The organism is Pradoshia sp. Z4_20 (assembly GCF_058216035.1).
This window is the reverse complement of record NZ_JBZAJD010000007.1, coordinates 151,132-164,190: the sequence shown is the minus strand read 5'-3', so window position 1 is coordinate 164,190 and position 13,059 is coordinate 151,132. Positions and strand designations below refer to the sequence as shown.

Genomic DNA, 13,059 nt, shown 5'->3' with positions numbered 1-13,059 from the left:
AGAACTTAAGAATGGAGTTTATCATGAAAATTACAAATCCTATTTTAAAAGGCTTTAATGCAGACCCTTCTATTATTCGCGTAGAAGATACCTATTATATTGCGACTTCTACTTTTGAGTGGTTTCCAGGTGTAAGGATTCATGAATCAAAGGATTTGATTCATTGGCAATTAGTTTCGCATCCATTATCAACTACTGAATTGCTGGATATGAAAGGAAATGCGGATTCTGGGGGAATATGGGCGCCGGATCTATCTTACGCTGACGGGAAATTTTGGTTAGTTTATACTGATGTGAAAGTGGTAAACGGTGCGTTTAAGGATTGTACAAACTATCTGACCACCTCAGAAAATATCCATGGCCCTTGGAGTAAACCAATCAAATTAAATGGAGTAGGCTTTGATGCTTCCCTTTTTCATGATGATGACGGGCGGAAATATCTGCTGCAAATGGAATGGGATCATCGAGAATACCATCATCCATTTAATGGTATTAAGTGCACGGAGTATTCTGTGCAGGATGAACGCTTACTTCCAGAAACCGCAAAGATTATATGGAAGGGTACGGATGTAAAACTGGTTGAAGGTCCACATCTGTATAAATTATTCGGAAAGTACTATCTTTTCTGTGCCGAAGGCGGAACAACTTATACACACCAAGAAGTTGTAGCTAGATCTTCTTCGATTTATGGTGAATATGAAAGTCAACCAGATACGTTCCTGACCGCTTTTAATCATCCTGATCATCCTTTGCAAAAATGTGGGCATGGGTCTTTAGTGGATACACCGGATGGAGAATGGTATTTCGCCCATTTAACGGGACGTCCATGGCACCATTCTTACGAATCTAGCCATGATCCTCGTGGCTGGTGTACGTTAGGAAGAGAAACTGCGATTCAAAAAGTTGAATGGTCGAAAGATTTATGGCCAATGATTGTTGGTGGAAAACAAGGATGCGTTGAAGTGGAACCGCCTAAAAATGTGGTGCCAAATAGTTATCCTTCTAACTATTTGGTGATGGATGATTTTGATCAACCAGAGTTAAACATTCACTTTAACACTCTACGTGTACCATTTACAGAACAAATTGGAAAAATCAAAGATGGTCATCTTGTATTGATGGGCTCTGGAAGCTTAACTAATCTGCATGAAAATTCACTTGTGGCTAGAAGATGGCAGGCATTTGAATTTGAAGCAGAAACAAAATTAAGCTATCACCCAACAACTTTTCAACAAATGGCTGGACTGACTAATTACTACAATAGTCAGCATTGGTCCATGGTTCAAGTAACCTGGAACGAGCTTAATGGTCGTGTAATTGAAGTGACTGAGAATAATCGTGGTGTACTCACTAGCTATTTAAAGGAAAGGGCAATTGCCATTCCAGAAGAAGTTCAATATGTTTACTTTAAGACGGTTGTGAAGAAGAGCTATTATACATATGCTTATTCATTTGACGGATTAACGTGGATAGATATTCCTGTCCAATTGGATGCCAAGATCCTATCTGATGATTATGTGAATCAAAGCTATGGCGGTTTCTTTACAGGTGCATTTGTAGGAATGGTGAACGTAGACTATTCTGGTTATGAGCTAGAAGCTAAATTTGATTACTTCAAGTATCAAGAAAAATAAATAAATTGTAGCTCTTAGTTACTTATTTTCTGAGAAAGGAGGATTAAGATACCATGAAAGATGAGATTTTATTTTCAATGACTGGTATTGAAAAAAGTTTTGGCAAGGTTCATGTATTAAAGAATACTCAATTTGAAGTCCGTAAGGGCGAAATTCATGCATTGATGGGTGAAAATGGTGCTGGCAAGTCTACCTTGATGAATATTCTAGCGGGACTATTAGATAAGGATGCTGGTGAAATTACTTTTGAAGGAAAACAGATAAGCAAAATGACACCAGATCTTGCATCCGAATTAGGAATTGCTTTTGTACATCAGGAATTAAACTTAGCAGAGGATTTATCAGTTGCAGAAAATGTCTTCATCGGACGTTTGCCGTATATCAATAAGTTTCTTGGGATAATTGATTTTAAAAAATTATATGAAGATACACAGTACTGGCTGAATATGGTTGGAGCTAAGGTGAAACCTACAGATCTTGTAAGCTCTCTTTCTACGGCAAATAAGCAGTTGATTGAAATTACAAAAGCTTTGAGCTTGAATGCTAAAGTAATTATTTTTGATGAACCAACAACGTCTCTTTCTGATAAAGATGTAGAAGTATTATTTATTATTATCCGTCGCCTAAAAGAGAAAGGCTTTTCGAGTATCTATATCTCTCACCGCATGAGAGAGATCTTTGAATTATGTGAACGGATTACAATCATGCGTGATGGAAATTACATTGCGACGGAGGAAGTAAAGAGTTTATCAGAAGACCAAATTATATCCATGCTTGTTGGTAGGGAAATAAAGGATTTATATCCCAAACAACCTACCGATATTGGACCTGTGCGCTTACATGTGAAAAACTTCACATGTAAGGCCGGGAAAGTAAATGATGTGAGCTTCGAAGCAAAGCGTGGAGAAGTAGTAGGATTTGCGGGGTTGGTTGGTAGTGGTAGAACTGAAACGATGCGATTGCTTTTTGGAGCTGATCGCCTAAAATCGGGAGAAATCACTATTGATAACCGTAAAGTAACCATAAAATCTCCAGTAGATGCAATTAAGAATGGGATTGGATTATTGACGGAGGATAGGAAGCACCAAGGGCTTTTCTTGGGACTATCAATTAAGGACAATATCACAATTACTAGCTTGAAACAATTCCTTCTCAATCAGAAGCAATTAGTCAAAATTACCAATGATTCCGTTGAAGAGGTGAATATAAAAGTTAGTGACATCGATAATCCAGTTTCTAGTTTATCAGGGGGAAATCAACAAAAAGTCGTACTGGCTAAATGGTTAAATGCGGATAATCAAATTTATATTTTTGATGAACCGACAAAAGGAATTGATGTAGGTGCAAAATCAGAAATCTATGCAATTATTAATCAGCTTGCTCTTCGAGGGAAAACCATTTTGATTGTTTCTTCGGAAATTCCTGAATTATTGGGTACTTGCGATCGCATTCATGTCTTCCATGAAGGAAAGATAACCGGTGAGTTAATTGTTTCTGATTATAAGAATAGAAAAGATGAAGCACAAGAATTGATTATGAAATATGCAACTGGGAGTCAATGATAAATTTCTTATCCTAGGGAGTCGTTCATCAAATCATACTTACTATGAATGATAGGAGCAAAAACATGGAAAAAGCGGGAAAAAGAATAGACTTAAAATCCCTATTTATGAATTATTCAGTGTATATAGTTTTAATCGTTCTACTGGTATACTTTTCAATCGCAAATAGTGATTTTCTTAGTTCATACAATATTGAGAATTTCTTGCAACAAATACCACCTGTAGGAATCTTAACTGTTGCATATGCCATGATTCTGATTTGTGGTTATGTTGATTTATCGATTGGTTATGTAGCAATGGCCTCTGGTATGGTAGGTTTATATGCTGCTAATAGCGGGCTTCCAGCGCCTGTTGTGATCCTCCTTGCATTGATGACAGGTGCAATATTAGGAACGATGAATGCTTTGTTAATCAAAAAGTTCGACTTACCTTCATTTATTTTGACTTTAGGTTCATGCTATGTAATTAAAGGTATGCTTGGATTTTTCACGAACGAACAATTTATTGGTTCAGAAGCAGAGTGGTTAAGTGGATTAGCCAAAACACCTATTGGTACTGAAACTGTAAAAAGTAACACATTGATATTCATTGTGATAATCGTATTATTTGTCTTTATCATGAAAAAGACACGTCTTGGAAAAAATACATATGCTGTTGGTTCTAATCAGGAGGCAGCACGCCTATCTGGTATCAATACGGACCTTCATATTGTCAAGGTCTTCATTATTGAGGGTATTCTAGCAGCAATTGCCGGTCTATTGATTGTGTCTAATTTAGATGGCGGTGCTTCAAAAGATGCCAATGGTTTGGATTTATTCGCCATGGCAGCTGCGATAATGGGCGGTACATCATTTAGTGGCGGTATTGGTACTATTGGCGGAGCTGTAGCTGGGATCATGACTTTGCAGGTATTCAAAAACGGATTAACTCTTATGGGAGTGAATTCTTTCTTGCAGGATACGGTAACAGGTCTTGTAATCATCCTGGCAATCATCATAGATTACTTCAAACGCAAAGCAAGTCGCTGATCTTGTTTTGAGCAAAAGGGTAACAAATAAGAATTGGAGTTTATTTCTACTCAAATAGATAAGGTAAAGGAGATAGTCTATCATGTTGAAAAAAGGGAAAAAACTAGTTACTGGACTCACTATTGCAACATTGTTATTAGCTGGATGTGGGAAAGAAGAAAACACTGCGAGTGGAGCTGAGGATAAGTCCTTGTATTTTGTTCCTATCGTAGATACGGGTGCCTATTGGAATCCGATGAAAAAAGGAGCAGAGGATGCAGCGAAAGAATACGGTTACACATTAGTAACGAAAACCTCCCCATCCGCTGAGCCAAGTAAGAAAGAAAAACATATTGGATTTATTAAGGAAGCAACAGCAAAAGACGTTGCAGGTATTGCAGTTGCGCCTATTGAAAAGAAAGCATTTGTTTCTCCAATCAAAGCAGCAATGGATAAAGATATCCCTGTAATCACTTTTGATGCAGATTTAGAAAATGAGGCAGATCGTACAGCTTATGTTGGAACAGATAACGTATCTGCCGGTAAAGAATTAGGGGTTCAAGCAGCTACAGAAATGAAGGAAAAAGGGATTACAAGCGGTTCAATTGCAATTGTTTGTGTAGACGTGGCACAGCCGACGATGATTGACCGTGAAAAAGGGATAAAAGAAGGCTTTGAAGAAGTTTATGGAGCTGACGCGAAGAATTTCAAATTCTTAGCTACTATCCAGGATAATGACCAACCATCTGAATCTAAGAAGCAATTAGAAGGTTATATTTCTGCGAATAAAGATTTAGTAACTGTATTCTCACTTGGTTCTGAAGGTCCAGATGTAGGTGTTATGAGTGCAATTCAATCACAAGGAAAAGCTGGAAAAATTCTTCATTATGGATTTGACTATACTGATACTTGGTTAAAAGGTATTGAAGATGGCCGTATTACTGCTATTGTTGATCAGGATGCCTATCAAATTGGTTATCAAGTAATTGAAAACCTAGTAAAAGTAATCGATGGTGAAGAAATTGATTCTACAATTCCAATTGACGTTAAATATGTTAAAGCTGATGATTTGAAAGAATATGGAGAAGGAAAAAGTAAAGTAAAAACTAGCTCTACTGACGATGCAGAATAATAAGTATAGTTCGTCATTTGGAAGATAAATAGAATGAGAGATAAACAGACTGTTTATCTCTCATGTATTAGAATGATCGTTTAGAGGTGAAAAAATGGCATACGTCTTAGGGCTAGATTTAGGTACTAGTGCAATAAAGGGATTATTAGTAAACAAAGATGGAAATCTGGTTGCAGAAGCGACGGCAACATATCCATTGGATACCCCGCAAATAGGATTTAGTGAGCAAAATCCAAAGCATTGGATAGAAGCTGCCAATCATGTAATGCTTGAGCTTTTAGAAAAGGTTCCTGATATGAAAGAGTTGTTAGAGGGAATTAGCTTTTCTGGGCAAATGCACAGTTTGGTATTGTTAGATGAGAAAGATAAGCCACTACGTCCGGCCATTCTATGGAATGATGTTCGTACCACCGAACAATGTAAGGAAATTAAAGAAAAAGCAGGGGAACTGATTCTTTCCCATACTAAAAACATTGCATTAGAAGGGTTTACTTTGCCTAAGATCCTATGGGTTCAAAAGCATGAGCCGGAAATTTGGTCAAAAGTTAAACGCATACAGTTACCTAAAGACTATTTACGTTTCTGGTTAACTAATCAATATCATATGGACTTTTCAGATGCCGCTGGTACCTTGATGTTAAATCAGGATACAAAGGAATGGGATCATGATATTTTAAGCAGATTTGATATTCCAAAGTCAATTTTACCAGATGTCGTACCTTCAACTAAAGTCGTTGGTTTCTTGAAGCCCGAGCTGCAAGAATATTATGGTTTTTCTCGTGACGTCAAGATTATTACGGGTGGAGCAGATAATGCATGTGCTGCAGTTGGAGCTGGTATTTTGCAAGAGGGTATTGGTATGTGCTCTATTGGAACCAGTGGTGTTTTTCTCTCATATGAAGAAGATGCCAAAAAGAATTATCAAGGAAAATTGCATATGTTTCATCATGCTATGGATGATGCAAACTATTCAATGGGTGTCACCTTAGCTGCAGGAAATAGTTTAAACTGGTTTAAACAAAATTTTGCACCAAATCAATCATTTGGGGAACTTTTAGCTGATATTAATTCTGTGGCTATTGGCAGTGATGGGCTTCTTTTTGCTCCATATATTGTTGGTGAAAGAACACCGTATAGTGATAGTCAGATTCGCGGAAGCTTTATTGGAATCGATACACATCATCAATTAAAACATTTTGCAAGAAGTGTATTAGAAGGTATTACTTTCTCTTTGATGGACTCAAAAATAATCATGGAGGAAATTGCAGATAAGAAATTCGATCGTATTGTGTCAGTGGGCGGTGGAGCCAAAAATAATGACTGGTTACAAATGCAGGCGGATATTTTTGATACAGCCGTTGTTAACTTAACGACAGAACAAGGGCCAGGTTTAGGAGCTGTAATGCTGGCAGCAGTTGGCTGTGGCTGGTTCTCTGATTTAAATGATTGTGCAGCGCGTTTTGTTTCTTATAAAGAAGAAATCATACCTAAAGCAGAGAATGTAGAAAAATATAAAGAAGTTTATGCGCGTTATCGCAAAGTATATGAAGGAACAAAAGAGATTTGTCATAGTTACTTTGGCAAATAAGGTCTGAGGTATAACAAGTAAGATGAACTGGTTTAACGTTTGATGGGAATTGGAAGGAGATCTTATAAATGACAAACTTTGATTCGAAAGATTATTTAGCAAAAGTTGACGCGTGGTGGCGTGCTGCTAACTATATTTCAGTAGCACAAATGTATTTAAAAGATAACCCACTGCTTAGAGAATCAATTCAAGAAAAGGATATAAAAACCCACCCAATTGGGCATTGGGGGACAATTTCTGGTCAAAACTTTATTTATGCACATTTAAACCGTGTTATCAATAAATATGATTTAAATATGTTTTACATAGAAGGCCCCGGACATGGCGGTCAAGTGATGGTAGCGAATTCGTATATTGATGGCAGCTACACTGAAATATACCCGGAAATTACACAGGACGAAGCGGGTTTAAAAGAGTTATGTAAAATCTTCTCTTTTCCAGGAGGTATAGCATCACACGCAGCACCTGAAACACCTGGATCTATTCATGAAGGTGGAGAACTTGGATATTCATTAGCACATGCGACAGGTGCCATTTTAGATAATCCGGATGTAATTGCAGCAACTGTTATTGGTGATGGAGAAGCGGAAACAGGCCCGTTAGCAGCAGGCTGGTTTTCAAATGTATTTATTAATCCAGTCAATGATGGAGCTGTCTTGCCAATTCTTTACCTAAATGGCGGGAAAATTTCAAATCCGACTATCTTAGAGCGTAAATCAGATGAAGAGTTAGCGCAATACTTTAAAGGTTTAGGCTGGGATCCTATTTTTGTTTCTGGAACAGACCCGGAAGTAGTCCACCCATTAATGGCTGAGCAATTAGATAAAGCTATTGAGCAGATTAAAGCTATACAAACCGAAGCTCGCCAAGAAAAGGCTGAGGTAGCCCAACTCCCTAACTGGCCAGTTCTCATCGTTCGTACACCAAAGGGATGGACAGGCCCTAAAGAGTGGGATGGAGAACCAATTGAAGGCGGATTTCGTGCCCATCAAGTGCCAATTCCAGTAGACGCTCATCATATGCAGCACATTGATGCGTTGATTGATTGGTTGAAATCCTATCGTCCAGAAGAGTTATTTGATGAAAAAGGTGCAATTGTTGAGGAAATTCGTGAGATTTCACCAAAAGGCGATCGCAGAATGTCTGCTAATCCAATTACAAATGGCGGCATTGATCCAAAACCAATGAAGATTACGGATTGGAAGCAATATGCGATTGATACGACGAAACCTGGAGCAGTAGTCGCACAGGATATGGTGGAATTCGGCAATTTTGCAAGAGATCTAGTTCTGGCAAATCCAGATAATTTCCGGATATTTGGGCCTGATGAATCCAAATCGAATCGCTTAAACAAAGTTTTTGAAGTAACGAATCGTCAATGGTTAGAAGCCAAACATAATGATTATGATGAATGGATCGCTCCGGCTGGTCGTGTAATCGATTCACAGTTGTCTGAACATCAATGTGAAGGTTTCTTGGAAGGGTATGTTTTAACTGGGCGACATGGGTTCTTTGTAAGCTATGAGGCATTTTTGCGTGTAGTAGATTCAATGATTACCCAACATTTTAAATGGTTGCGTAAGGCTAAGGAACAATCATGGCGTAAGAACTATCCATCATTAAACTTGATTGCCACTTCAACTGTTTTCCAACAGGATCATAATGGTTATACACATCAAGATCCAGGATTGTTAACGCATTTAGCGGAAAAGAAACCGGAATTCATTCGAGAATATTTGCCAGCGGACACTAATACAATGATGGCTGTCATGGCAGAGGTTTTGAGTTCAGAAGAACTAATTAATCTGGTTGTTTGCTCAAAGCATCCACGTCCGCAATTCTATTCTGCCGAAGAAGCGGAAATTTTAGTGAAGGACGGCTTAAAAATAATTGACTGGGCATCCACTGAAATTGATGGTGAAGATCCAGATGTTATTATTGCAGCGGCAGGAACAGAGCCTAATTTAGAAGCCTTAGCTGCTGTTACAATACTAAATAAAGCATTCCCTGAACTTAAAATTCGTTTTATCAATATTGTAGATATTTTAAGATTACGCCATCCTGATATTGATCCAAGAGGTCTAACGGATGAAGAATTTGATCAGTATTTCACGAAAGATAAGCCTGTTATATTCTGTTACCATGGTTATGAAGGAATGATTCGTGATATTTTCTTTGATCGTCATAATCATAAACTATATATTCATGGTTATCGTGAAAATGGTGACATTACAACACCATTTGATATGCGTGTTTATTCTGAAATGGATCGTTTCCATGTTGCAAAAGATGCAGCTAATGCAGTATATGGTATGGGAGCAGCAGATTTCGCAAAACAAATGGATGAAACAATCAGCTTCCATCATAGCTACATTCGTGAGCATGGAGTAGATATTCCGGAAGTTATAAATTGGACTTGGGGATTAGAAAAAAAAACAGCTTATTAGAGCTTAATAAATGATTTCATAAAAACTCCCTTAGATTCAGCAACAATCTGAATCTAGGGGAGTTTTTTTGATTCATTGCTGACATTATCCTTTTTGTTCTTGCCAGTTATTCCTTCGTTAAAGCTTACAAATCAAGGATTGTTAGATGTTGATACATTTACGTTTGTGGATGTAAGTGTGTAAATTAAACGAAGAGGCCTCTCGAAAGTCTTCAATCATGCTTGAGAGGTCTGTTTCCACTTGTTTGTAGCTAAATGCGTATGAATCATTCACATAAATTTGTTCAACAATCCATCGAATGCGGTATCTACATATGTAGTTAAGTTAGTGGGAAATTCTTTAATAATCGGGTCTTCTCCGGTATTGGCAGGATAGTAAGGTGTGCATTAATAGTACAGTCATAGATGCAAGGTTCTGGTAAATAAATTGTCCTGCTACATTGTGTTTAAACGCAATGGTACATCACCATACTGCTAAAGCTCGAATAGCTGGTCTTATCGTATTAAAGACGTGAGGTGACCTCAAAAAGTTAGAGTTATAATGAAGCAACTGGTTGGCTGGTATGAAGACGGTATTCAACCGGAATCATACCAACCAATTCTTGCTTGATGCGTTTTGTATTGTAATAGTTAATGTATTTGTTAATCTTATTCTTTAATTCTTCATAGGTACATAAAGGTTCTCCATAATACATCTCTTGTTTCAGTACGCCAAAAAAGTTTTCCGTCGGTGAATTGTCCAGGCAGTTGCCCATATGGGACATACTTTGGAATACTTGTCCATGAAGGTACTTCTGTACAACTTTGTATTTAAATGATTCGCTGTATTTAGTCAAAATAAAACACCCCTAAAGTTAGTTTTTTTAACTCTAACTTTAGGGGTGGACTTCAATGTGTCTTTCGACTTTACAAGGTTGCCCGGTTTTGCGCCAAATCGCCACAATACTGCCAGTTGTTCAGGGAAAGGAAGATGTATGCCATTGTAGAGAAGTATTTTTGCTAATGAAAATATATTAATGAACTATAGGATAGAACGAATTGAATTGAAATTATTTGATAAAATATTCAGAGAAATATTACTATAATTATATAATATATTAGTATGATTTATACTGTGTTGCTTAATTCATAGGTGCTCCATGCGCCATGCTATTACACCATATGGCATTAGGAGCATATTAATTACTTGGGGCAAATTCAGAACAAGGAGGTGGACATTATGCAGGAGAGATTTCCGGGTATCGTGTGGTTTTGCGATCGCTGCAATGCTTGCCTGAGCGAGCAGCCGGGTTTTGATGACCATCACTATGTTTGGAAATGTACAGAGTGTGGTCATAAGAATAGCATTTCTTCGGATACAATCTATGAATCTAAGGATGATTTCAGAAATTATGACGGTTAAGTACAATTGGCTTGGGATTTCTTGAGTAGACTGCTTTATAAATATAAAGGAGGGTAAGCAATGGCTAATTTAAAATTTCCAAGAAGTGGACGATTTGTTCCATTCGGTGTACTTAATAATGAATCTGATAAATCTAAAGAATTAGGCGAGTATGATGGTATCAATGATATTGAAGATATAGACGATATTGAAGAATTAGATGAGTCATTAAGTGTTTACGAAGCAGCGGAGATATGGGCTTCTCACGGGAAAGATGAAGATTATATGTTTGGTTATACTGAAGAAGAATTGGAAGATGCTCTTTAAAATACAGCACCCTGCTAGCTTTATATAGTTAGCGGGGTGTTAGGCATCTTAGGGGTTTGCATTCCATTCTTGTAGGGGAACTACATATCCTATTTTGAATAAATCGATACATAATAAGCAACCGGCCTATACTAATGATTTTTTATAAATGGCCAAAAAGAAATTGATGGGACTTCATACACATTGGTTCCAGGTCTAATTGATTCACATGTCCACATTGAATCTAGTATCCTCGGTGAAATGCGTGACAAGTCCGGGGAAATTCGGAGGAAAAGGGTTTATGGCCTGGACATACTCGGGCTATGCCTGGCCTATCCCTGATCAAAGGAAGGTCAAATGCTATTCAAGTCCATATGAAGTATGAATCAAACCCCTTCATCCCTATCCATAAAATACAAATCACATTGCCCCCCTCTTATTAGGGATATTTCGTTTTTTTGTCAATCTTATGCATGTATTCTTCTGTAATATTCGTGTTTGTTGTATTAATAGCGAATATTAATCGTTATTTTTTAAAAATCGTACGGATTTTTTATTGACGAACTTACCTCTTGTTGATATGATTGGTTTGTACTGATTAATGTTATTTTAATATAATATAAAGGCTATGACTTAAATATTTCTGCTGGGGCATTATGAATAGTGTAAATAGATTTTTTCAGTTGGAATTGGATATGTTCTATAGCCAGAAGAAAAAATTAATAGTAAAGATGATATAGGAGGATAATATCTTGAAGCGAAATGCAAAGAAAATGGTTATGTTAGTATGTATTGCCCTACTGACTTTTGCTATGGCAGCATGCGGGAAAAGTGAAGATAAAGAATCCGGAAGTAATAAAGATGGGTTAAAAATTGCGATTGTAACAAGCCTAACTGGTGTTGACGATGGCAACTTTAACGAAAATAACTACAATGGTATTTTAAAATTCATCGAAAAACATCCAACAGCTACTGTAAAAGCTATTAAAGAAGAAACGGGTGATCCTGCTGCGGGAGTACAAGCCGTTGCTGATATCGTGGCAGATTATGACGTGATTGTAACACCTGGCTTCCAATTTGCTGGAGTTTCCAGTGTTGCTTTAGAAAATCCTGATAAGAAATTTATTTTAATTGATTCTGAGCCTACACCTGTAGGTGACCAAAAAACGTTCGATAATATTTACTCTATGACTTTTGCCGAACAAGAAGGTGGCTTTTTTGCCGGAATGGCAGCAGCACTTGAAACAAAATCAAATAAAGTTGCAGTCGTAAATGGAATTGCTTATCCATCAAATGTAAACTATCAATTTGGTTTTGAATCTGGCGTAGAGTTTGTTAATAAAAAGTATGAAAAAAATGTTGAGGTTGTTGAGTTATCTGGATATGCAGGAACTGATGTCAACGGAGTGGATGTTGGCGGTAACTATGCAGGATCTTTTGGAGATGAAGCAACAGGAAAAGTAATTGGTAATGCATTGATTAAAAAAGGTGTAGACCAAATCTTTGTTGCAGCAGGTGGAACGGGTAACGGTGTGTTCACTGCTGTTAAGGAAGCGAAAGGCGATGTTAAAGTAATTGGTTGTGACGTTGACCAATTTGATGATGGTGTAAATGGTTCTGAGAACATTGTATTAACATCTGCAGCTAAATTTATGGGCATGAACGTTGAAAAGCAATTGAATGCAATTGTTGACGGAAGCTTTAAAAGCGGAAACGTAGTTCTTCATGCAGATTCAAATTCTACTGGATTTATAAAAGAAGAAGGACGTCACCAATTATCAGAAGATACCCTTACGAAAATGAATGAAGCGTACGAGTTAGTGAAAGAAGGCAAAATCGTGCCGGCATCTAACTTTAATGGTTATACGCCAGAAAAATTCCCAGGGTTGTAATATTCATTAGAAAAGCATGATGGAATAATCGTTAGAAGTTTATCCCTTCCTGATTTACTGGATCAGGGGGAGGGTGAACTTCTAATTTTTTCCTTTCCATTTAATGTGATA

At 37.4% G+C, this 13,059-nt stretch carries 10 protein-coding genes and 1 pseudogene; 10 read left to right on the top strand and 1 reads right to left on the bottom strand.

From position 1 onward, the window contains the following. Positions 1 to 23 precede the first annotated feature (23 nt). The 7 genes and pseudogenes from AC4BHP_RS15235 to AC4BHP_RS15205 form a co-directional block, all read left to right on the top strand. Positions 24 to 1,634 (top strand): glycoside hydrolase family 43 protein, encoded by a 1,611-nt coding sequence (locus AC4BHP_RS15235; RefSeq protein ID WP_066108416.1) that lies wholly within the window; start codon positions 24 to 26, stop codon positions 1,632 to 1,634. 53 nt (positions 1,635 to 1,687) lie between these two features. Then, positions 1,688 to 3,196: a sugar ABC transporter ATP-binding protein gene (locus AC4BHP_RS15230; RefSeq protein WP_066108411.1), complete on the top strand. Its 1,509-nt coding sequence runs from the start codon at positions 1,688 to 1,690 to the stop codon at positions 3,194 to 3,196. Between the two features lie 65 nt (positions 3,197 to 3,261). Further along, positions 3,262 to 4,224: an ABC transporter permease gene (locus tag AC4BHP_RS15225; RefSeq protein WP_077248174.1), complete on the top strand. Its 963-nt coding sequence runs from the start codon at positions 3,262 to 3,264 to the stop codon at positions 4,222 to 4,224. Between the two features lie 82 nt (positions 4,225 to 4,306). After that, entirely contained in the window at positions 4,307 to 5,335 is a 1,029-nt protein-coding gene (locus AC4BHP_RS15220) for a sugar ABC transporter substrate-binding protein (RefSeq protein ID WP_066108405.1), read from the top strand. Positions 5,336 to 5,429: 94 nt separating this feature from the next. Beyond that, positions 5,430 to 6,923, top strand: a complete 1,494-nt coding sequence (xylB, locus tag AC4BHP_RS15215; protein WP_066108401.1) for a xylulokinase — start codon at positions 5,430 to 5,432, stop codon at positions 6,921 to 6,923. A 68-nt stretch (positions 6,924 to 6,991) separates the two neighbouring features. Further along, complete coding sequence (locus tag AC4BHP_RS15210) at positions 6,992 to 9,370, top strand: phosphoketolase family protein (RefSeq protein WP_066108398.1); 2,379 nt, start codon at positions 6,992 to 6,994, stop codon at positions 9,368 to 9,370. Between the two features lie 66 nt (positions 9,371 to 9,436). Continuing rightward, positions 9,437 to 9,553 (top strand): annotated as a pseudogene (locus AC4BHP_RS15205) (adenine deaminase C-terminal domain-containing protein); the annotation flags it as partial. 352 nt (positions 9,554 to 9,905) lie between these two features. Here the strand turns inward: AC4BHP_RS15205 and AC4BHP_RS15200 are convergent. Beyond that, positions 9,906 to 10,205 carry an IS3 family transposase gene (locus AC4BHP_RS15200; RefSeq protein ID WP_066108397.1) on the bottom strand — a complete coding sequence of 100 codons (300 nt, stop codon included), beginning with the start codon at positions 10,203 to 10,205 and terminating at the stop codon, positions 9,906 to 9,908. 383 nt (positions 10,206 to 10,588) lie between these two features. Between AC4BHP_RS15200 and AC4BHP_RS15195 the strand changes: the two genes are divergently transcribed. The 3 genes from AC4BHP_RS15195 (at position 10,589) to AC4BHP_RS15185 (ending at position 12,948) form a co-directional block, all read left to right on the top strand. Then, positions 10,589 to 10,771 carry a Sec23/Sec24 zinc finger-containing protein gene (locus tag AC4BHP_RS15195; protein WP_066108395.1) on the top strand — a complete coding sequence of 61 codons (183 nt, stop codon included), beginning with the start codon at positions 10,589 to 10,591 and terminating at the stop codon, positions 10,769 to 10,771. Between the two features lie 60 nt (positions 10,772 to 10,831). Beyond that, complete coding sequence (locus tag AC4BHP_RS15190; RefSeq protein WP_066108394.1) at positions 10,832 to 11,077, top strand: hypothetical protein; 246 nt, start codon at positions 10,832 to 10,834, stop codon at positions 11,075 to 11,077. Between the two features lie 731 nt (positions 11,078 to 11,808). Continuing rightward, positions 11,809 to 12,948 (top strand): BMP family lipoprotein, encoded by a 1,140-nt coding sequence (locus AC4BHP_RS15185; protein WP_490553166.1) that lies wholly within the window; start codon positions 11,809 to 11,811, stop codon positions 12,946 to 12,948. Positions 12,949 to 13,059 lie beyond the last annotated feature (111 nt).

Excerpts from the sequence above, each read along its gene's own strand:
- AC4BHP_RS15235 (WP_066108416.1), top strand. The coding sequence starts at position 24 with ATGAAAATTACAAATCCTATTTTAAAAGGCTTTAATGCAGACCCTTCT.
- AC4BHP_RS15230 (WP_066108411.1), top strand. The coding sequence starts at position 1,688 with ATGAAAGATGAGATTTTATTTTCAATGACTGGTATTGAAAAAAGTTTT.
- AC4BHP_RS15225 (WP_077248174.1), top strand. The coding sequence starts at position 3,262 with ATGGAAAAAGCGGGAAAAAGAATAGACTTAAAATCCCTATTTATGAAT.
- AC4BHP_RS15220 (WP_066108405.1), top strand. The coding sequence starts at position 4,307 with ATGTTGAAAAAAGGGAAAAAACTAGTTACTGGACTCACTATTGCAACA.
- xylB (WP_066108401.1), top strand. The coding sequence starts at position 5,430 with ATGGCATACGTCTTAGGGCTAGATTTAGGTACTAGTGCAATAAAGGGA.
- AC4BHP_RS15210 (WP_066108398.1), top strand. The coding sequence starts at position 6,992 with ATGACAAACTTTGATTCGAAAGATTATTTAGCAAAAGTTGACGCGTGG.
- AC4BHP_RS15195 (WP_066108395.1), top strand. The coding sequence starts at position 10,589 with ATGCAGGAGAGATTTCCGGGTATCGTGTGGTTTTGCGATCGCTGCAAT.
- AC4BHP_RS15190 (WP_066108394.1), top strand. The coding sequence starts at position 10,832 with ATGGCTAATTTAAAATTTCCAAGAAGTGGACGATTTGTTCCATTCGGT.